This is a genomic window from Candidatus Villigracilis affinis, assembly GCF_016705895.1.
In the GTDB taxonomy this organism is placed as follows: domain Bacteria; phylum Chloroflexota; class Anaerolineae; order Anaerolineales; family Villigracilaceae; genus Villigracilis; species Villigracilis affinis.
In genome coordinates this window covers 70,079-90,467 of sequence record NZ_JADJKT010000039.1, presented here as the reverse complement: position 1 = coordinate 90,467, position 20,389 = coordinate 70,079, and the positions used below count along the sequence as shown (strand labels likewise).

The window sequence follows — 20,389 nt, the reverse complement described above, 5'->3', positions numbered from 1 at the left end:
GAGCAGCCGACGCAAATTAATTTGCGTCGGCTGCTCTCGTTCAACCCTTTCGCGAAAATTCGCGTAATTCGCGGCGAATTATTTACTGCACCGAAACCAATTCCACATCGAAAACCAGTGTGGCATTGGGAGGAATGACCCCGCCTGCGCCTCTTTCACCGTAGGCCAGATCCGGTGGAATGATCAACTGTGCCTTGCCGCCGACCTTCATCAGTGCGATACCCTCGTCCCAGCCTTTGATGACGTTGCCGCGTCCAAGCGGAAATGTGATCGGCTCCCCGCGCGGGATGGAACTGTCGAACACTTTGCCGTCTTGAAATTTACCCGTGTAATGCACGCTGACGGATTTTCCTGCCACCGCCTGTGCGCCTGTGCCTGCCTCGATCTCAATATATTCCAATCCACTTTGTGTTTTCATGTTTCTCCTGAAGAATGAAATTTTTGGCAATTGTACCCGTTCTTGTCAGGTTGCGGATTTCAGCCTATACTTTGAAAAATTTCAGCCGAGGAGATGTCTATGTCCACAGTGCGCGATATGATCCGTAAGAAGGGGAGCGAAGTTTTCTCCATCCTCCCTGATGCAACCGTGTACGCTGCGCTTGTAATGATGGCAAAACATAACACGGGTGCCTTGATGGTATTAAGCGGGAAAAAAGTGGAGGGAATCCTTTCCGAACGTGACTGCGTGCGAAGGCTGGAGCTGGAAGGCAAGACCGCCAAAGAAACAAGGGTCCGCGACATCATGACCTCAAAAGTGGTTTACGTGGAGGCGGGTCAGCCCCTTGAAGAATGCATGGCGTTGATGATCGACAAGAACATTCGCCACCTGCCTGTATTTGACGGCACGGATCTGCTCGGCCTCATCTCCGTCCGCGATGTGCTGAAGGAAGTGGTGGATGTGCAGCAATTCCTTATCTCCCAACTTGAACATTACATCACCGGTGGTGGGCGCTGATATGCAGGAACAGACCATTTCAGAACTGCAAAAGAAAATGACCTCAGGTGAGTTGACTTCACGTCAACTCACCGAATTGTTTTTGGAGCGGATCGATTCCGTCGACCGCCGCGGACCGAAATTGAATTCCGTCATCGAAACGAATCCAGACGCCTTGTCCATCGCTTCCACACTTGACGAGGAGCGGCGTGCTGGCAAAGTGCGGAGTCAGCTCCACGGCATTCCCATCCTAATCAAAGACAATATCGACACCCGTGACCGAATGCAAACCACTGCAGGTTCGCTTGCGTTGGAAGGTCACATCGCCCCGCGTGACGCCTTCATCGTCAAACAGCTTCGCAAGGCAGGCGCGATCATTCTCGGCAAAACCAATTTGAGCGAGTGGGCCAATTTCCGCGGCAGACGTTCCATCAGTGGATGGTCGTCACGCGGTGGATTGACGCACAATCCCTATGCGTTGGATCGCTCTGCCTGCGGGTCATCTTCTGGTTCGGGCGCGGCAACGGCGGCGAATCTTTGTGCGGCGGCGGTCGGCACTGAAACCGATGGCTCGGTCATCTGCCCCGCGCAGACGAATGGTATCGTGGGCATCAAACCCACGCTGGGCCTGCTTAGCCGCAGCGGAATCATTCCCATCGCGCACAGTCAGGACACGGCTGGTCCAATGGCAAGGACTGTCGCAGATGCGGCGATTCTCCTCGGGGCCATGACAGGCACGGATGAGAAAGACCCGTCCACTAAGCGTGGATCAAAGCACATCGTGAAGGATTATTCCAAATTCCTCGATCCAAATGGATTGAAAGGCGCGCGCATCGGCGTGGCACGCAACATGTGTGGAACCGATGCCCGTATCATCAAAATTTTTGAAGCCAGTATTGAAGCGATGAAACAGCAGGGCGCGGTCATCGTTGACCCTGCGAATGTGCTGAACTTCAACAAATTCGGCGCCACTGAAGTGGACGTGCTGCACTACGAATTCAAAGCAGATTTGAACAAGTATCTCGCTGGCTCGAATTCGAAATTGAAGACGATGGCCGAGATTATCAAGTTCAACGAAGAAAACAAAACGCGTGTGCTGCAATACTTTGGGCAGGAGCACATGCTTGCGGCGCAGGAAAAGGGCAGTTTGCGTGACAAAAAATATCGCGAAGCGCTTGCTAAAAATCTTTTACTCACCCGCAAAAACGGAATCGATGCCGCGCTGAAAAAATATAAACTTGATGCGATCATCGTCCCATCAGGCGGCCCCGCGTGGATGATTGACCTTGCCAACGGCGACTCGACCAACTGGGATATGGAAAGCACATCGCCCGCGGCCGTTGCGGGATATCCGCATATCACTGTGCCTGCGGGCTATATCTTCGGTTTGCCTGTGGGTATTTCGTTTTTCTCAACCGCCTGGCAGGAACCCACCCTCATCAAACTGGCCTACGCCTTCGAGCAAGCCACCAAAGTACGCAAACCTCCACAGTTTTTGGCAACTGCATTTGGCGATTAGCGATCGGTGATTTGCTGCGAAACGATCCACTTTCCACTCTCACTTTCTATTCTTTCTTCTTTCATCCTCCAAAAGGTCTCTTCCCCCATGCTTCTTGAACTCTTCGAAAAACCCGTCGGCTTCTTCCTCATCATCATGGCAATCATTTTGATCACGCCGCTGCTATCAGAAAAACTGAAACTGCCTGGCATCATCGGAATCATCATTGGCGGCATGCTTATTGGCCCACATGGGTTTGGCTTATTGGAAGATAACGACCGCATCCAATTTCTTTCCACCATCGGCCTTGTGTATCTCATGTTCAGCGCAGGCCTCGAGGTGGATATTAACCAATTCATGAAGGTTCGCACGCGAGCCCTCATTTTTGGCATCATCACATTTATATTCCCACAGCTTATGGGCATGGGGCTTGGCTACATTCTTGGCATCGATTGGCTCGGCATGATTCTGCTGGGTTCCGCGTTTGCATCGCACACGCTGATCGCCTTTCCCATCCTCACCAAACTTGGTGTGGCGCGCAACGAAGCGGTGGCTGTCACCACAGGCGCAACCGTCCTCACCGACATCGGCGCGTTCATCGTCCTTGCGGTGGTGCTGGGTGCAAAATCTGGCGGCGGCATTACGTTTGGGTATTTTGCCCAGTTGCTTGTTTTGCTTACCATTTTCACAGCCGCGATCATTTTTGGTCTGCCGCGCCTCGGCAAATTCATTTTCCAAAAGCTGACAGGCCGCGCCGTTGAATTTCAATTCGTCATCGTCGCGTTATTCGTCGCCGCATTCACCGCCGAACTCATCGGCGTGCATGAAGTGGTCGGCGCATTTCTCGCGGGATTGGCGATCAACTCCATGCTGCCGCGTCACAGCCCTGTTGCGGGGCATGTGCTTTTCATCGGCGAATCGTTTTTCATTCCCATCTTTTTACTTTACAGCGGTCTCATCACCGACCCGTTGACCTTCCTCAAAAGCCCGCAGACCATCATCGTCGCCATCGGCGTCACCATCGTCGCGTACGTCTCCAAACTCATCGCCGCGTGGATCACAGCCAGAATCTACAAATACACCAAATCCGAATTCTGGACCGTCTACGGCCTTTCGCACGCACAGGCCGCAGTCACCATCCCGACTCTCGTCATCGGTTTGGAAACTGGACTTTTTGACACCACCCTGTTCAACGCAGCCATCTTGATGATTCTCCTCACCTCGATCACTTCGCCTTTAATCGTCCAGCGCTTCGCCCCTGACCTGCAAACTGTGTCGACAGACGATGAGCAGGTGCCTCTTTTTGGCAGAATCCTCGTCCCCGTTGTGGATGTGAAGCAGGCTGAAGGATTGGTCTCGCTTGCCAGTCTGCTGGCGCGTACTTCCAAGGGAAAGGTTTTTGCTGTGAGCGTGTCCAACGACAAAGGACTGAACGGCGGCGCAACCAGTTTCGGCCTCCACAAAGAAATGCTCGGACGTGTCACTGATGCCTTGAACGATCCCGAAACCGAGATCGAACTCATTCCGCGCATGGCCTCGACGCATGCGCAGGGAATTTTGCACACCTCGCATGAAGAAAATGCCTCGCTCATCGTCATGGGCTGGCGCGGCAGGCGCACCCTGCGTGAGAACGTGCTCGGCTCTGTGTTGGATGAAGTCATTTGGGGTTCAGATACGCCTGTTATGGTTGGAAAGCTGCCCCTGCCATTGAACAGCATGACGCGGGTTATTTTTGTGGTGCCTGCAACCTCCGTTCCGCCAATCGCTTTGCGCCGCATGTTGGAAGCCACGATTGTTTTTGCCAAATCGTTGAACGTCCCCCTGCTCATCCGCGCGGATTCAAGTTACATGCAAAACCTCGAAGCCTTGCTGGTGATTGCGCGGGAGGATCACCCCGTTACACTCGAGGTTCTCATGGATCAACTCAAACCTGAAAAGCTGGTGCATGAAGCGGTCAGTGATTTCATTATTCTGCCAGGTTTCGGTTCACGCAAGCGCGTGGCCGATACGCTGGGCAATATCCCCGAACAGATGGCCAAATCCTTTGACGGAAATCTGGTGATTTTGCATTTTGATAAATAGACTGTGAACCATGGACGGTGGACTACCGTCCATGGTTCACAGTCCACCGTCATAACTCAAATGTCGTTCCGATTCCCTGTGCAATCGCTTTTTGATAAACCAAATTCGCGGTGACCAGATCTTCCATTGCATGACCCATGGATTTATAAATGGTCGTTTCGTTTTCGTCTCTGCGGCCAGGTTTTTGACCGAGCAGATATTCTCCCATTTCTGTGCCGAACTCTGGATTCAGTCCCTGCAATTCGGCGCTGCCGACGGGAGGCGCTTGAAATGCGACTTTTGATTCCACGAAGATGTGACTGGTTTCCACGAGGTCACGCGGCAATTCTCCGCCAGGCGGGCGGTAGCCGACGGATGAGACGTGTGTGCCTTTCTTGAGCCATTCAGCTTTGATGACGGGTTCCAGCGACGATGTACACAGACACACAATGTCCGCGTTGGAAACTGCTTCTCGGACGGAATCAACTGCGAGGGCGTTGGAAGCGCGGGCGGCCAATGCCCGGGCTTTGGAAATGTCTTTCGAAGCGATCCAAACTTTTTCGATGCCGCTCAAAGTTCCGATCATTTGTAAATGTGCATCGCCTAAAACACCCGCGCCGACGATGGCGATGGACTTGCTGCCTTTACGCGCGAGGTGTTTGATGGAAAGGATCGCGCCCGCAGCGGTGCGCATGGCGGTGATGTATTCGCCATCCATGAAGGCGATGGGCGTGCCTGTGTTTGAATCAAAAAGAGTGATGGTGGCTTGATGTGCGGGGATGTTTTCGTGAAAGATGGTGACTAGCTTGACCGACATCAGTTTGTTTGGCATGTAAGCGGGCATGCCCACGAGCAGGCCTTTCGGTGCAATGGCCTGGTTGCGCGGCGGCACGTTGAGTTGACCTGCACTCAAAGTTTTGAAGCCCTCTTCCAACGCGGCAAGGAGTTCGCTGGGGTCAAGCAGGTTTTCGATTTCTTTGTGGGTGAGGAGCAGCATGAGAGATTTTTACTTCTCCCAGTTTTTGTATGCAATGAAGGCAGGCTTGGACTGAATTTTTTTATCACGTTCTATTACCCGCTCTGCCAGCCATTGAAACCATTCAAAAGCAGATTCACGGCCCCAAGACGCGCGAACCTCTGAAATATAGGCCTCCAATTTTCCCCATGAAAGCATAATCGGGCCGCTATATGCATCTTCTAACATCGTAATGTCGATTTCGCGGCGATATACGAGGATGCCCAGCCGCTCCCATGTTCCCAACAGCATATAGAAACAAACATGTTGTTCCTGGGGGAGGCTGTCGATTTCTTCTTTGGATGGGTTGTGATCAAGGTCTAAAATATACAATAAACCTTTAACGAACTCACTGGTCTGAAAGGAATTTAACATGAGAATGGCGGCTTCACGCTTGCGCATTTTTTGAAAGTTTCGCAGATTAAGAATACCAAATACAATGCCAAGAATAATGGCAAGGTTTGAGATAACCTGAAAAATAAAACTAAGTTCCATATGACACCTCTTGACCAATAAAATATTTGGTTGTGTTGTTACCAGATATCCCCAACCTTGAATCCGTTTGGAAATGGATCGCTGGGATCAACGACAAATTGATTAATGGCAGTGATCCACGCCGTGCCGCCGATGGTGGGGACAACGGCTTTGTATGGCCCGACCTGTGTTTCTTCGATGAGGCGGCCTGTGAATAATGTGCCAAGAATTCCTTCATGATAAAAATCCTGGTTCAGACCAAGTTGACCTTTTGCGTGCAGCACTGCCATCTTTGCGCATGTGCCTGTTCCGCATGGTGAACGGTCAATCACGCCCGTCCATGTGGAGGGATTATTCCAATCGAGTTTGCCTGTTGCCACGGTAACTGCGTTTTTGCGATGCGCCTTCGGGTTCGTGGGCGGCGCGGAAAGTTGTGAAATGGTGGGGCCAATAATTTCGGGATTTTCAGGATGCACCACAGGATATTGTTCCACGGTTGCGGCTTTGACCATTTCACTGATGCGCGTGATATCTTTTCCTTCATCGGGTGTGATCTGCAATCCGAATTGCGCCGCATCTGCAATGACGTAGAACATCCCGCCCCACGCCACATCCACTTTGACCGTGCCCAATTGCGGAACTTCCACATTTATATCGAGATGCACAGCAAAGGCGGGGACGTTTTTGAACGTGACCTTTGTGACCTTGCCGTCTTTGCATTCCGCACGGATGCCGACCAACCCTGCGGGCGCTTCCAATATGAACTCGGTGACTGGTTCGGTCATCTTGAGCATTCCCGTCTCTAAGAGAGTCGTTGCCACACAGATGGTGTTTGTCCCAGACATGGGCGGATATTCGGTCTGCTCCATGATGATGAAGCCTGCATCCGCTTGTGGATGCGTTGGCGGCAAAATGATATTGGCGCACAAGGCGGGGTATCCGCGCGGCTCGCGCAGCATTCGCAAACGAATATCATCGAGATTGTTTTCGAAGTATTTCATCTTCTCGAACATGGTTTTGCCGGGTACATCCAAAACTCCGCCAGTGATAACGCGGCCAGGTTCGCCGCAGGCGTGTAGGTCAACAGCGGTAATCATGTTGGTGAGGTGCATGGGAGACTCCGTCGGGTTGGCGGTTAATTAGAACGAAAGTTGAAAAGTGGAGGCTAATTGGCGGTGAATCCGAAATCGTCGTCATTGAAATCTTCTTCATCGAATTCGTCATCCACCCATGAATTCTCGTCCATCCAATCAATGACTGTGCCGCCGCTTTCGGGGTAAAAAGGGCTGACGAGATAATTCATGCCATGTTCCCACGTGACGCGAAACTCCCGCACTTCGAAGGTTTTATCGGCATGCAGGTCGTAGATGACATCGGTCAATTTTGGGAGGGGCGAGAATGGATACAACTGTTCAAGGACGATTTCCTTGTCTTCTTCAGGGATGATGAATTCCTCCACGCTCGTTCCATCGGGGAAGTACATCGGACGCGTTGGATAGGGAAGTTTTTCTTCGATGGGGTCTTCATCGCTGAAAAATTCATTATTCATCGGATGTTCCTCATCAGGCATTCGTCAGGTTTTTCACTTCGCGGATATGGTCGGGTGTCGTGCGACAGCATCCGCCGATGAGACTTGCTCCATTTTCAAACCAAGTCTTTGATTGATGTCCAAACGCGTCGCAGGAGGTTTCTCCGTGCCAGGTGTTGGTGACGGGGTCGTACACTTCGCCTGAGTTGGGATAGACGATGACTGGCTTGTCGCTGTTCTTTTTGATCTCACGAATGAGCGAGGGAATATACAGCGGGGAAGTGCAATTGATTCCGATTGCAGCAACTTGCTCGAATTGATTCAAATAAGCGGCGCAGTCTGCGATTTTTTCTCCGTTGCAGATGTGCTCGTCATCTTTGGCGCTGAAGGTGAACCATGCGCTTGCGTTCGGGAATTCACCCAGTAATTTGACCAATGCCTGGGCTTCGATCAAGCATGGGATGGTCTCGCAGGCTAAAAGGTCCGCGCCAGAGGCGATGAGGGCCTCCACGCGCGGGCGGTGAAAGTTGATCAATTCCTGTTCGGTCAATTTGTAATCGCCGCGATATTCCGATCCGTCGGCAAGAAACGCGCCATAGGGACCGACCGAACCAGCCACGAGCGGACGAGTTCTATTCACGCGATTGGCTTCGTTCGACCAGAACTCATCGCGCGCGCTTTGCGCGATCTGCACGGACTTTTTCATCAGGTCGAGCGCTTGCTCGCGGTTGAGTCCGCGCTTGGCAAAACCTTCGACCGTTGCCTGATAACTGGCAGTGATGGCAATATCTGCGCCAGCGTTGAAATAATCGAGATGCACCTGACGGATGAGTTCGGGTTGTTCCATCAACACCTTGGCTGACCAGAGCGCATCGTTCAAGTCACAGCCGCGGCGTTCAAGTTCGGTGGCGAGAGCGCCATCCACGATGGCAAGGGAATTGTTTTGGAGGAGGGGGGTAAGTGGGTTCATGGGAAAGGATGAAGGATGAAATATGAAGGATGAAAAATTACTGCCACGGCAGTTTATTGAGATCGACATTGCCGCCGCTGATGATGACACCAACTTTGAGCCCGCTGAGATCAATTTTCTTTTCCCAGAGTACGCCGATGGCAACCGCAGACGAAGGCTCGATGATGATCTTTGCGCGCTCCCAAATGAATTTCATCGAAGCGATGATCCCCGCTTCGCTCACCGTCACAATTTGCTCAACATTTTTTTGAATGATCGGAAAGGTCAGATCACCCAATGAAGTGAGCAGGCCATCCGCGATCGTTTTTGGATTTTCAGAGGGAATGATCTTGCCCGCCTGCATCGAACGGAACGCATCATCCGCCATTTCGGGTTCGCCCGCAATAATACGAATTCCTTTTTTGATTCCCACCGCCGCGATGGACGTGCCACTTAACAATCCGCCGCCACCGACGGGGACAATGATTACATCCAAATCGGGGATGTCTTCGAGCAGTTCCATCGCCGCCGTGCCTTGGCCCGCGATAACTTTCTCGTTGTTGTATGGATGGACAACGGTCGCACCTGTCTTTTGTCTGATCCCCTCCATTGTGCTTTCTCTTGCCGCGAGAGTTGGTTCGCAAAACGTGATCTGACCGCCGTAGCCTGCAACAGCTTCTTTCTTTACCGAAGGCGCATTGCTTGGCATGACGATGTATGCGGGAATTCCGCGCATCTTTGCTGCGAGAGCCAATGCCGCGGCATGGTTGCCCGACGAATGGGTAACAACTCCGCGCATGGCTTCTTCATCTGAAAGCGAAAAAACCGCATTGCATGCGCCGCGGAATTTGAATGCGCCCACTTTTTGCAGGTTCTCACATTTGAGAAAGACCTGCGCGCCAACTTTTTGATTCAGGCTTTCGTTGGTCAATACAGGTGTGCGATGAGCGTAGGGCTTGATCCGTTCTGCGGCTTGATGGATTTCAGTGAGGGTGGGGGGCATATTACTCCATTAAGTGGATGCGTCGCACCATGTGGGTGGAAGTTTTCCATTAATCAAGATAATCTGCTCGCAAGGAGGATTCTGATTAAGCGTGGTGCGTCGCACTTTCCTAGGATTTTAATTCCTGCGGGTCTTTCATCTGCGAAACAAAGAATCCGCTTACCAATAGTAACCCGATTGCGAGTAAAAGTGCAGGGGTGAAGGAACCATCCGCGCTTTTCATAGCTTCCATGATGTAGACGAAGACCACGGCTCCCTGCCCAAAGAGTTGGATCAATCCATTCGAAGTGCCTTCGGGGGTGGGGTGGGTTACCTCGGCGGCGTACTGCATGGCAATAGGCATCGCGCTAGTGAGGAAGAATCCCAAAAAGAAGGCAGAGACAAATAAAAGCATGGACGATGCCGCGTAGGTCAGACCCACCAACCCTGGGATTGCGCCGAAGAAAGCGATGTAAAGATAAAGCTGACGTTTGTGCTGTCTATCCGATAAAGCAGGCATGACTACCGCACCGATCACGCCGCCGACGATCATCAACGCACCAAGTGTACCCGCGTCTGTGGGCGTGAACCCGCGCGGACGGATGATGTTCTCGATCCATGTCGTAATGCCATTGAAGATGCCCAGTCCAATAAAAGAGACCAGCAAGGGTGAACCAGAATGGCTTGACTGTGAACGAGTGTTTGAGACCGTCCAGCATCAAAGCACGGACTTCCTGTCCGGGCGGGCAGGGTGGGGTGGGCGGAGTCTCACGGGCGAAGATGAGGAACAAAACGGCGGAGAATGCGGCGACACTTCCGTAAATTAATTGAATAGCAGGAATGGACATGCTTTCGAGCAGAATCGGAGTCAGCACCATGCCGAGGGCCGTGCCGATGAGGTTACCCAATGTTACGATGCCGACAGCAGTGGCGCGTTCTTCGATGGCAAACCAATTGGCAGGGACTTTTGTCCATGCATTGAGCAGAAAAGGCTGGGCGGCGGCGAGACCGAAAGTGCTCCACAGGGCAAGGGTGTAATTCTCCCCAGCGAGTCCGCGCAGGATGCCGAAGACCCCCATCAGCACCGCGCCGATGCTGACCGCGATGCGGAATCCGTACGTATCAATGACCCACGAAACGGGAATGGACAACGGAATAAAAGCGATCATGAACGACATGGCGAAAAAACCGACTTGCAGGTCGGTCACGCCATAGAATTGTGCGGCAGGGCCTGTGATGGGCGCATACGCGATCCACAGGGTTTGGATGGTGAGGTTGATGAACATAAAAGTTGCCAACACCACCCAGCGGTACGGATAAAGTTTGTATTGTGAGGTCATGAATGCTCCTTGTTGGGAATCGGAATTTCGGAATAGGGAGTGTGTGGTTTCCGAGGCCCAATTCCTGAGTTCCGTTCTTAATACCCTTTTTCAAAATCCACTTGATATTTCAGCGGCTTGCCTGCAATAAGCAATTTGTAATTCTCGATAAATATCTTTGCGATATCTTCTGGCAGACTTGGGGCGGCGGTGTGGAAGGTCATGTGCAGGTTGGGTGCTGACCAAAACGGATGATCCTGCGGAAGCGGTTCTTTTTCGTAGACGTCTAAAACTGCTCCAGCGATTCTGTTACTAATCAGCGCTTCGAGCAGGGCAGATTCGTCTACAGCGGGGCCGCGGCCGACGTTGATGACGAGAGCATGAGCTGGTAGAGCGTTGAGCAAATCTGCGTTGATGATCTTGCGGGTGTCTTTGGTGTTGGGGAGGATGTTGACGAGATAGTCCACACCTTTTGCAAATTCGAGCAGATTGTTGCCATGAAAATATTCATCCACGTCGGTGCTATTTTCACTTGACCAGGTGTAACCACGGACAGTCATGCCGAAGAATTTTGCTGTGCGTGCCACGTCCGCGCCGATGGAGCCGATGCCGAGAATGCCGATGGTCTTGCCGCGTAGTGTGCCTGTGTCGGTATCGTCCCAGCGTTTATTCTTTTGGTCTTCGAGACGTTTTAGGATCTTGCGTTCGTGGAGGAGCAGATAGCCGATGACATATTCAGACATCAGCTTGCCGAAGACGCCGCGTGCATTGGTGAGGATGTAATTGTGGCGCGAAGCGGGATCCAGCAAAGGCTCGACTCCAGCCCAAATGGACTGTGCCCAGCTCAAGGCGGGGAGAGAGTCGAGCGCGGCTTTGATGCGGCTGGGTTCGCCGAGGACGATGTCCACATCATCGGCGGGAGCAAATGCCCAAGTCAGATCAGGCAGGTTTTCCGCTTCGATGATTCGGCGGTAGGATTCGGATTCATTGCAGAGGATGAGAAGTTTGGGCATATTTTATTTGAAGATGGCGACCATGGCTTGTTCTTGCTGTACGAGAGAGAAGCCTGCTTTGCGGGCAGTGGCAACGGATGCTTCGTTACGTTCCCAACACTTCCAGCCAATGTGATGATAGCCGCGCTGTTCTGCTTCTATGAGAAACGTTTTGGTGAGGATGGTTGCAATTCCTTTGCGTTGATGAGGTTCGAGCGTGGCGATGCCGATCTCACAGCGGTCGCCTGTGTTGTATTCTGAAAGACACCAGCCAGCGATCTGATTTTCGTATACGGGGCATAACCCAAACCCATTTTCAAAAAAATCTTCAAGTGAAGTGCGCTCGGAATGGATTTCTTCCTTCAAGGCTTCAAGGCCGCCGATGTCGCTTGCCAGAAATTCGGGTGTGACATGGTGCAAGGAAAACCCGTCGGGTAGGGTTGGCATGTCCTGCGGGTGTGGCGTGGTCTTGAAATATGAACGCGTACCCAGAAAGATTTCATATTTTTGGAAGATCTCTTTCAGGGTGGGTATCCATGTTTCGGATGTGAATGTTGCCAGAAAGGCCCTTTCTTTGCGGGGAGAAAAAGTTGTTTCTGCAAAATACTGAAGCAGATCGGTATTGAATCTGCCTTGATTTGGGTCGCCTCCAAAGACAATACGATTTTTGTACGCGATCATCCCAGCTTTTGGCTGGGTTGCGTCATCTATGAATAACTGCGCTTCAAGATTGTTTTCAAATAATGCATAAATGAGCGCGTGATGTTCGAGTGAGGAAAATAACGCGCGTGCTTCGTGTGCAACTGACGGGGCAATATGGATCATCTGCATTCCTTTAGTACAACTTCAAAACGGGCGAGCGCATCATCGATCACTTCATCGGTATCTGCCATCGAAGTATACATGCGGGAGCCAGCCAGCGTGATGATTCCATTTGCCATGTAGGCTGCGCCCATTTCTTCCATCATGTGTTTGCGCGGTTTGAGTTCTTTTAGCAGCCGCAACGGATGTTTGAAATCGAGCAGCATGGTGCCTGCGGTTTCGAGGTGGACAATGGAACCCTGATTGTACGCGACGAACGGCAATTCATATTTTTCAATGATGGCTTGCAGACCCTGGGTAAGCCTGTCGCCTGCCTTGCCTGCAATTGCCGCCGCATTCGTCTTTTCCATTTCGATCATTGCATAATAACCCGCGACACATGAGATTGGGTTCGCAGAAAGCGTGCCGCCCACGTAAGCGCGTTCGCCGACCCCGCCGATGCCTGCCGCAAAGCTCATAATGACCTCGCGCCGTCCGCCAACTCCGCCTGCCATCGGATATCCGCCTGTGATGCACTTGCCAAACACGGTGAGGTCAGGCTTCACGTTGAAATATCCCTGCGCGCCGCCGAGTCCCAGACGAAACCCCGTGACCACTTCATCGAAAATAAGCAGCGTGCCGAATTCATCACACAGTTCGCGGACTTTTTGATTGAATTCCTTGGGAACGGGACGCGTACCGCTTTCGGGTCCAACAGGTTCGACGATGACCGCGGCGGTGCCGCCCCGAAACCTGTTCAGCCATAACTGACGCTTCAACGCCCCGAGAGCATTCGGATAGAACTCGCGGGTCTTGGCATTTGCCCCGCGCGGAATCCCTTTCGCTTCGAGCCGTCCCGTGCCTGGGATGTGCAGCCCGTAGACCATTTGGTCGCTCCAGCCGTGATATGCGCCGCCGACCTTGATGACATATTTTTTCTTCGTGAACGTCCGCGCTGCGCGGATCGCCGCCATCACGCCTTCTGTCCCTGAACCCAGCATGCGGAACATTTCAATGGACGGCATGTGCTCTTGGATCTTTTGTGCAAGTTTTAGTTCATATTCATGGAACAAGCCAGTGACAGGCCCGCAGGATTGCAGCATTTCCATCACTTTTTCTCGCACGGGCGCGTAATTGCTGCCGAGGATGGTGGGTCCGCCTGCCTGAAGGAAGTCAATGTATTTGTTTCCGTCTGCATCCCAGAGATAGGCTCCATCCGCTTTTTCGATGGCGATGGGGAAGGGATAGTTGAAGGCAAGGTTGTGCTGTACGCCGCCAGGGATGATCTTCTTGGCTTCGTCGGTCAATTCCTTTGAGCGTTTGCATTGATTATCAAAATAGGCGAGGTATTCCTTCATCTTCTCGCGATTGACAGGGCGGATCGGCTGGCTGATGAGGGTTTCCAGTTTGGCGTAGACTTCGTTTACGTTGGGGTATTGGGAGATGGCGTATTCCATAAAACTTCCTTGGTGATTGCTGGTGGTCGAGTAGACGGCGATGCTTTCGCCAGGTTGGGAGATTTGAGGATTTTGATTTGAATATTGGTCTCATCGGGTTCTTTGTGCCCTTTGTGACCAAAGTTTTATTTATATTTCTGCAAACTTCTTTTCATCCGCTCGTAATTTGGCAAATGCGATCTCGCGGATGGGGAGGGGAATTTTCGAGATTTTCTTTTCGGTGACGATCGCGAGCAGATAGGTCAGCGCGCATTTTTCGAGGAGCGCCATATTGTGGATGGCTTGCTCCATGGTGCCGCCGAAGACGAGCACACCATGGTTTTGCAGGATGTAGGCGTTGGCGTTCGTCTTCACTTTGGCTTTGACCGCGTTCTTGAGAAAGCCCGTTCCTGATGGGGCGTAGGAGATAATGTCCACGCTGCGACCCAAATGGCGGACTTGTTCATCGAATAGGGCGGGGATGGGCATGTTGATCAGCGCGAGTGTGCTGGCGTAGGGCTGATGCGTGTGGATAATGCAATGCACGTCCGCGCGGTTTTGATAGACTGCTCCATGCATTCCGCTTTCGATGGACGGCTTCATTGTCCCTTCGAGCTGTTTGGTCTCGAAATCGAGGATGCAGATATCGTCCGCTTGCATTTTGGCGTAGTCGTAGCTGGATGGGGTGATGGCGAAGGCGTTTTGTCCTTTGACTCGCGCGGAGATGTTTCCTTCGGTGGCTTTGAGGTATCCGCGCTCGAGGAGGGTGTGGCAGGTATCCACGACTTCTTGTTTGTAGGTTTGATAGTTGGACATGAGGAAATCCTTTTTTGGAACCGCGACACTTGCGACTGCGCGCAGTGCAGGTGAGCACGCAAAGAGCGCAAAGATTCTTTTTGTTTTTCTTCGCGAATTTGGCGGTCTTTGCGGTTAATTTCTTGACAGTAAATAAATTATCCTCTACAATCTTTACAGTGTCAAGATTATTCCTTGTCCCTCTAGTGAGAATGGGAAGGTTTATGCCAAAGAAAAAAACATATCATCACGGTGACTTGAAGAATGCGCTCATCAAGGCGGGGGTGGAGATTCTTGCGAAAGATGGCGTAAGCGGACTATCCCTGCGGAAGGTGGCGATGAAGGCGGGGGTCAGTCATGCCGCGCCGTATGCACATTTTGCAGACAAACAGGCATTGATCGCGGCGATTTCCACGGAAGGGTTTCGCCAATTGTATGAACGGGTGAGCGGGGTAGCGGAGGAGTATCAAAACCAGCCTGAAAAGCAATTGGTGGAGGCGGCTTGGGCGTATGTCCAGTTTGCGATGGATGACCCTGACCGATTCAAGGTCATGTTTTCGGGGGTGTTGGAGAAGGAAAAGGAATATCCTGATTTCGTGACGGAGTCGCAGAGAAATTTTCAGCTGGTGAAAATGATCGTCGAGGCGAATCAGGCGTCGGGGCGGCTGCGAAGCGGTGATTCAGCGTTGGTGGCTCTTTCGGCGTGGGGAATCATCCACGGGTTTATCCTGCTGCTGTTAGAGGGGCAAATATCGCATGCGGTGTTGGAGAAGATGAGTTTGCGCGAGTTGGTTGAGTTTCAATTGGAACAAATTCAAGTGAAATAAAAAAAGCCGCGCAATTGAATGCGCGGCTTTTTTGTAAGATGATTATCTGCGACGGCCAAAGAAAAGTCCCAGCACCCACAGCAAGACCACTGCTCCCAGAATTGCCACAAGCAAACTGGTGAAGTTGAAGCCCGCTTCGACTTCCACTCCGAAGAATTCCATGATGTAGCCGCCGATGAAAGCGCCGACAATACCGACCACGATATTGGCGATGGCGCCCATTTTCTTGTTCTTCTGCATGATGATGCTGGCGATCCAGCCAGCCAGCGCGCCGAAGATGATCCAAATGAGAATGTCCATATCTGCCTCCAATAAAATTAGATTTTTGAATGGACTAATTATAACGCCACTGGCTTTTCAGATTAAAGGGTGAATGAAAAAACTATCGGATCGTTGAAAGTGTTTTTAGAAATGCGATGACCTGATCTAACTGCGTTTTACTCAGGTGCAGCATTTCCAACTCGCTGTGACCTAGCGGCGCAGCGGGCGCTTCGTTGTAATGGTTGAGCACGCCCTCCAATGTGGTGAACTGGCCTGCATGCATGTAGGGTGCGCGAAGTGCCACATCGCGCAATGAAGGCGGCTTGTATGCACGCATCAATGCTTCACCTTCTGCGAGAATGAAACGCAATTCGTCACAGTCTTTGGGGGCGGCGTCGCTATAAGCGCTCAGGCAGTTGAATTCATCTGCGAGAACTTGCTGTGCACCAAGTGCGCGGCCAGTATCTTCGGGCAGGTTTTCAATGGCGGGCACGCCTGTGTTGTGAAAATCATTGTCTGTAAACAATGCGCCGTTATGGCAGCGTGTGCAATTCGCGTCGCCGATGAATAATTTCAAACCCGCAATTTCATCCTGGTTCAAAATGGATTCGGCGGCCTGAGAATCATTTTTCAAAACCGCTTCCACATACTGGTCGAATCGCGATTCGCCTGGTATGAGCGTGCGCTCGTATGCCGCGATCGCCTTGCCTATGTTGACGTACACCTGAGTCACCGCCTCGCGGTCTTCGGTTGTCATTGCTTCCCAGTTTGTAGCTGCGTCCGTTCCATTTGTTAAACCTGCGGGAACTGGCCCTGCAGATTCTGGGAAACGGCTGGTGTCTGAAAAATCTGGCAGCTCGCCAAAAATGGATTCGTATTCGTCCTTGTAGTAGGCCTGGATCAATTTCACATATTGGGTGCGTGTGCCACCATGCTCAACAGGGTTTTCGAGCGGCCCCAGCGCCTGTGCCCACTGACTATCTTTGCGACCATCCCAAAACAACCACGGGCTGTAGGCTGTCCCTGCGATCGGCATGGCGCGGCGTGTGGTTGTCCCCACGCCTTGCGCGCGGGGCAGGCCGTCTTGAAAATTTTTCTCAGGGTCATGGCAGGTGGCGCAGGCAACTTTTCCGTTGCTGCTGAAACGCGTATCGAAAAATAATTTTTCGCCCAGCGCCGCCGCCTTTGCATCATCACCAAAGCGATTGGATGGATCAGATGGCAGTGACGGAAGATTCCCGATCCAAAGCGTTTGCAGGATTTGAACTTCCGCATCTGACCACGCTGTGGTCTGGCTGCCACACCCAAACAGGATCAGCGCTGTGAGTGTGAGCAAAACCGCCGTATGAATGAAACGCTTCTGCACTCGTTTACCCGCCCAGCACCAAATTAAACGTGACGTTATCCGTTGTTCCATCAGCGGAGATGTTGAACTTCACTTCCCACCAACCGCCCATTTGAAACTTCAAACCTTCAACGAGATAATCGCCATTGCCCAGATCCTGTGTTACTTGCGGTGCAGTGGGCAGGCCGTGACCGTGCTCGGGCATCCCGCCATCAACAAGGATGGTTGCACCTTCCACTGGCTGACCGTCAGCGGTTTCGACATGGATTGTCCACGAATGGATTGGGCCGATGACAATGGGATCGAGCTCGCTTTTGAATGAGACTTTGAACGCGCCGTTCTCGGTCAATTTTTCGGTGCTGGTGTCCAGATCACTGGCGTTGACCTGACTGGAATTCCCATGCATGCGTTCAGACATCAGCGGATGCATAAACCGTGGTCCGAACACGGGCATCAGAAAATAAAAGGCGGCGAGTAAAACGATCACCGTGATGACCACGGTAACGACGATGGTTTTGCTTTGAGATTTCATTGAAAATCCCTTTCTTGAGTTCGATTTCAATCAATTGACAGCACGCATATTAATCGGTGGAGTTCGGGGCGTCAATTCGGTTTCTGGTTTCTTTACAATACCTTTATATAAGAACGATCCGCCATCTACGCTGTGATCAAGTGTGCGGGCAAGTGTTCGGTGCGGTTGAGATAGTTGATTACGATCTCGCCTTTGTGAAAGTCGAAGCGGCTGATCGAGCAGTTGTTGAGAATAAACCAGGATTTCATGTCATGGGCGCCCTGCCGCCAGGGGAGTTTCAGCATGGCCGAAAGCAAACGGACGAAAAACCCGCCGTGGCTGACGAAGGCGATGCGTTCCTCAGGTTGGCCGTCCTTGTCGCCGTGGCGGGCAAGCAACTCGGCGAGGACTTTGTCGGCGCGGGGCTGACGTTCTTCTTCTGATTCGAAGGGACGATTCCACCAGCCCGATTCGTCATAGCCATCGGGGAGTTTCAGTTCGGGATGGTTCTGCTCAAAATAGGAGCGCGGCTTGCCCGATAGGCCTTGAAAGCGTTCGTCCTTTTCGCGAGCGTAGATTCCGCCTTCTTCGTGGATATCCACCCAGGCTGTTAATGGGATACCCAATGCGCGGGCTGTAGGCACGGCTGTATTGGCGGCGCGTTCCATCAGGCTGGTGTAGATGTGAGTGAACCCAAAGCCGAATTGATTTTGATTGTTCCATGAGCTTGTGTCAGTAATGGGGTGTCTTTCTTTTAAATAAGCTGCAAGAACCTGCGCCTGTTCAAGCCCGATCTCAGTGAGATAGGGGTCGGGGTTTTCCACGTAATCGGGATTATTCCAGTTTACGTTGTTGATGGATTGTCCGTGACGGATGAAATAGAGTTGCATGGCTTTTTCCTTGTGCAAAAAATTGCCACCTCGCAAAGCGGGCGGTTACGTTTTTAATTTTCTCATTGATGCATGAAAATCCCCGTCATATGGCGGGGACTGAATTTTACTGTATTTGATATTCGATTTCCGAGTTGTCGTCGTAATCGTGCCGCTCTCTGTGTGTGGAGATGCGGGCGGTGATGATGCGGATGCCGCCCTCGGTCCTTTCGAACACGCAAGTCAACAGCCTTTCGCGGGGCATCGACCTGCCAATGACATACTCGCGCTTTTCCTTTTGCGAGTGTTCGAGGTCGTCGAAATACATCGCGACGGGGTCTTTGAAGATGGTGACAGCCTCATCGAAACTGACCCCATATTTGGATTCGTTCTTTTCTGCTCTTTCAGGATCCCAACTGAATTTGATTGGTTTTGGTTTGTGTTTTGCCATGCGGGCGAGTATAGCATACGCGCTTATAAAAAATGACAGCCACCTCGTGGGTGACTGTCATTTGATTTTCTATCTTCGTATCGTTGCATCCCTTTCAGGTCCCACCCCGATCCACTTCACTGGGACTCCCGAAGCCTCTTCAATCATCTTCACATAATTTTGCGCATTCACTGGCAAAGCCTCAAACGATCTCGCCTTGCTGATATCTTCCTTCCAGCCTGCAACGGTTTGATAAATCTTTTCCACTTTATCCAGCCCATAGGCATCCACATCCGCATAGCGGACATCGACTCCATTCATCTTGTAGCCGACACAGACTTGTAAATTTTCCAATCCGCTGAGCGTGTCTAATTTGGTCAGGCAGAGTTCGGTCACGCCGCTGAGTTGGGCGGCGGTTTTCACAATTTCCAGATCAAGCCAGCCCACGCGGCGGATTCGCCCTGTGGTTGCGGCGACTTCGCCGAATTGTTCGTACTCTGCGCTTTTGGTATCGAGAATTTCGGTTGGCAATGGTCCCGCGCCGACTCGTGTGGTGTAGGCTTTCGTCACGCCGACCACATTCGTAATATAGCGCGGCGGAATTCCCAGCCCAGCCGAAGCCGCCGATGGAATCGTTGTCGAAGCGGTCACGAACGGATAGGTTCCCCAATCAGTATCTAAAAACGTGCCCATCGCTTGTTCGAGCAGAAAATGTTTGTTCGCCTTCAAACCGTCCTGCACCAGTGAAAACAATTCCTTGATGTAGGGTTTTAGTTTCAAATAATATCCGCGATATTCATCGCGCACGCTTTCGTAGTTCAAGACTTCGCCGCCCAATGCGACGATGATCTTATTTTTCAATTCCAATTGCACTTTCAAGCGGTTCTCAAACACATCGCTTGTAAAATCCGTCCAGCGGATTCCGTTGTAGCTGACCTTGTCTGCGAACACCGGGCCGATGCCTCGGCGGGTTGTGCCTGTTGCGCCTGCGCCTTTTGCTTCTTCGTACAGGCCATCCAAAATTTTGTGATACGGCATGATCAAATGCGAACGCGGCGAGATCCAAAAACGACCGTCCACGCCTACGCCAGCTTTGTTGAGCATTTCAATTTCTTCGATCAACACTGCAGGGTCGATCACCACACCGCCGCCGATCAAACCGACCGTATTTTTTGCAAAAATTCCTGAAGGCACCAAATGAATCTTGAACGTCCCAAACTCATTGATGACCGTATGTCCCGCATTATTCCCGCCGTTGAACCGTGCCACATAATCCACCTGCTCTGCAAGATAATCCACCACCTTGCCCTTGCCTTCGTCACCCCACTGCGACCCGATCACTGCTGTTACTGTCATGTTATC

The 20,389-nt window shown here is 51.8% G+C and carries 23 protein-coding genes; 4 read left to right on the top strand and 19 right to left on the bottom strand.

Annotated elements, in window-relative coordinates; all coding sequences use genetic code 11:
- Positions 1-82: 82 nt before the first annotated feature.
- On the bottom strand, positions 83-418 hold the full coding sequence (locus IPI86_RS21715; RefSeq protein ID WP_345300122.1) for an FKBP-type peptidyl-prolyl cis-trans isomerase: 336 nt from the start codon (positions 416-418) through the stop codon (positions 83-85).
- Positions 419-517: 99 nt separating this feature from the next.
- On the opposite strand from IPI86_RS21715, the gene IPI86_RS21710 reads away from it, so the two are divergent.
- The 3 genes from IPI86_RS21710 to IPI86_RS21700 all read left to right on the top strand — a co-directional run bounded on the left by IPI86_RS21710 (position 518) and on the right by IPI86_RS21700 (position 4,514).
- A complete protein-coding gene (locus IPI86_RS21710) occupies positions 518-955 on the top strand; it encodes a CBS domain-containing protein (protein WP_345300121.1) in 438 nt (145 codons plus the stop codon).
- Positions 897-2,453 (top strand): amidase, encoded by a 1,557-nt coding sequence (locus IPI86_RS21705; RefSeq protein ID WP_345300120.1) that lies wholly within the window; start codon positions 897-899, stop codon positions 2,451-2,453. Before IPI86_RS21710 ends, IPI86_RS21705 begins: the two co-directional genes overlap by 59 nt.
- 87 nt (positions 2,454-2,540) lie before the next feature.
- Positions 2,541-4,514 carry a cation:proton antiporter gene (locus tag IPI86_RS21700; protein ID WP_345300119.1) on the top strand — a complete coding sequence of 658 codons (1,974 nt, stop codon included), beginning with the start codon at positions 2,541-2,543 and terminating at the stop codon, positions 4,512-4,514.
- Positions 4,515-4,563: 49 nt separating this feature from the next.
- Here IPI86_RS21700 and IPI86_RS21695 read toward each other — a convergent pair whose 3' ends face one another.
- The 12 genes from IPI86_RS21695 to IPI86_RS21640 form a co-directional block, all read right to left on the bottom strand.
- Entirely contained in the window at positions 4,564-5,490 is a 927-nt protein-coding gene (locus IPI86_RS21695) for an ornithine cyclodeaminase family protein (protein WP_345300118.1), read from the bottom strand.
- 9 nt (positions 5,491-5,499) lie between these two features.
- Positions 5,500-6,003: a hypothetical protein gene (locus tag IPI86_RS21690; protein ID WP_345300117.1), complete on the bottom strand. Its 504-nt coding sequence runs from the start codon at positions 6,001-6,003 to the stop codon at positions 5,500-5,502.
- Positions 6,004-6,041: 38 nt separating this feature from the next.
- On the bottom strand, positions 6,042-7,094 hold the full coding sequence (locus tag IPI86_RS21685) for a proline racemase family protein (RefSeq protein ID WP_345300116.1): 1,053 nt from the start codon (positions 7,092-7,094) through the stop codon (positions 6,042-6,044).
- Between the two features lie 53 nt (positions 7,095-7,147).
- Complete coding sequence (locus tag IPI86_RS21680; protein WP_345300115.1) at positions 7,148-7,531, bottom strand: hypothetical protein; 384 nt, start codon at positions 7,529-7,531, stop codon at positions 7,148-7,150.
- A 13-nt stretch (positions 7,532-7,544) separates the two neighbouring features.
- Positions 7,545-8,480, bottom strand: a complete 936-nt coding sequence (mmuM, locus tag IPI86_RS21675) for a homocysteine S-methyltransferase (protein ID WP_345300114.1) — start codon at positions 8,478-8,480, stop codon at positions 7,545-7,547.
- Between the two features lie 37 nt (positions 8,481-8,517).
- Positions 8,518-9,462, bottom strand: coding sequence for a pyridoxal-phosphate dependent enzyme (locus tag IPI86_RS21670; RefSeq protein WP_345300113.1), 945 nt, complete (start codon positions 9,460-9,462; stop codon positions 8,518-8,520).
- Between the two features lie 109 nt (positions 9,463-9,571).
- On the bottom strand, positions 9,572-10,057 hold the full coding sequence (locus tag IPI86_RS21665; protein WP_345300292.1) for an MFS transporter: 486 nt from the start codon (positions 10,055-10,057) through the stop codon (positions 9,572-9,574).
- Positions 9,942-10,781 (bottom strand): MFS transporter, encoded by an 840-nt coding sequence (locus IPI86_RS21660; protein WP_345300112.1) that lies wholly within the window; start codon positions 10,779-10,781, stop codon positions 9,942-9,944. The genes IPI86_RS21665 and IPI86_RS21660 overlap by 116 nt, the downstream gene beginning before the upstream one ends.
- 77 nt (positions 10,782-10,858) lie before the next feature.
- Entirely contained in the window at positions 10,859-11,773 is a 915-nt protein-coding gene (locus IPI86_RS21655) for a D-2-hydroxyacid dehydrogenase (RefSeq protein WP_345300111.1), read from the bottom strand.
- 3 nt (positions 11,774-11,776) lie between these two features.
- Entirely contained in the window at positions 11,777-12,577 is an 801-nt protein-coding gene (locus IPI86_RS21650) for a GNAT family N-acetyltransferase (protein ID WP_345300110.1), read from the bottom strand.
- Positions 12,574-14,010 carry an aminotransferase class III-fold pyridoxal phosphate-dependent enzyme gene (locus IPI86_RS21645; protein WP_345300109.1) on the bottom strand — a complete coding sequence of 479 codons (1,437 nt, stop codon included), beginning with the start codon at positions 14,008-14,010 and terminating at the stop codon, positions 12,574-12,576. Before IPI86_RS21645 ends, IPI86_RS21650 begins: the two co-directional genes overlap by 4 nt.
- 129 nt (positions 14,011-14,139) lie before the next feature.
- The gene (locus IPI86_RS21640) at positions 14,140-14,805 is read right to left on the bottom strand and encodes a class II aldolase/adducin family protein (RefSeq protein WP_345300108.1); all 666 of its coding nucleotides are present in this window, start codon (positions 14,803-14,805) and stop codon (positions 14,140-14,142) included.
- Positions 14,806-15,008: 203 nt separating this feature from the next.
- On the opposite strand from IPI86_RS21640, the gene IPI86_RS21635 reads away from it, so the two are divergent.
- Positions 15,009-15,611 carry a TetR/AcrR family transcriptional regulator gene (locus IPI86_RS21635; protein ID WP_345300107.1) on the top strand — a complete coding sequence of 201 codons (603 nt, stop codon included), beginning with the start codon at positions 15,009-15,011 and terminating at the stop codon, positions 15,609-15,611.
- Positions 15,612-15,653: 42 nt separating this feature from the next.
- Here IPI86_RS21635 and IPI86_RS21630 read toward each other — a convergent pair whose 3' ends face one another.
- From IPI86_RS21630 to IPI86_RS21605, 6 genes are all read right to left on the bottom strand, one after another.
- Positions 15,654-15,911, bottom strand: coding sequence for a GlsB/YeaQ/YmgE family stress response membrane protein (locus tag IPI86_RS21630; RefSeq protein WP_345300106.1), 258 nt, complete (start codon positions 15,909-15,911; stop codon positions 15,654-15,656).
- 82 nt (positions 15,912-15,993) lie between these two features.
- Positions 15,994-17,238, bottom strand: coding sequence for a cytochrome c peroxidase (locus IPI86_RS21625; protein WP_345300105.1), 1,245 nt, complete (start codon positions 17,236-17,238; stop codon positions 15,994-15,996).
- 4 nt (positions 17,239-17,242) lie between these two features.
- Positions 17,243-17,749, bottom strand: coding sequence for a FixH family protein (locus tag IPI86_RS21620; RefSeq protein ID WP_345300104.1), 507 nt, complete (start codon positions 17,747-17,749; stop codon positions 17,243-17,245).
- 125 nt (positions 17,750-17,874) lie between these two features.
- A complete protein-coding gene (locus tag IPI86_RS21615; RefSeq protein ID WP_345300103.1) occupies positions 17,875-18,618 on the bottom strand; it encodes a histidine phosphatase family protein in 744 nt (247 codons plus the stop codon).
- 106 nt (positions 18,619-18,724) lie between these two features.
- Entirely contained in the window at positions 18,725-19,048 is a 324-nt protein-coding gene (locus IPI86_RS21610; RefSeq protein ID WP_345300102.1) for a BrnT family toxin, read from the bottom strand.
- Positions 19,049-19,117: 69 nt separating this feature from the next.
- Positions 19,118-20,383 (bottom strand): adenylosuccinate synthase, encoded by a 1,266-nt coding sequence (locus IPI86_RS21605; RefSeq protein WP_345300101.1) that lies wholly within the window; start codon positions 20,381-20,383, stop codon positions 19,118-19,120.
- Between the last annotated feature and the right edge of the window lie 6 nt (positions 20,384-20,389).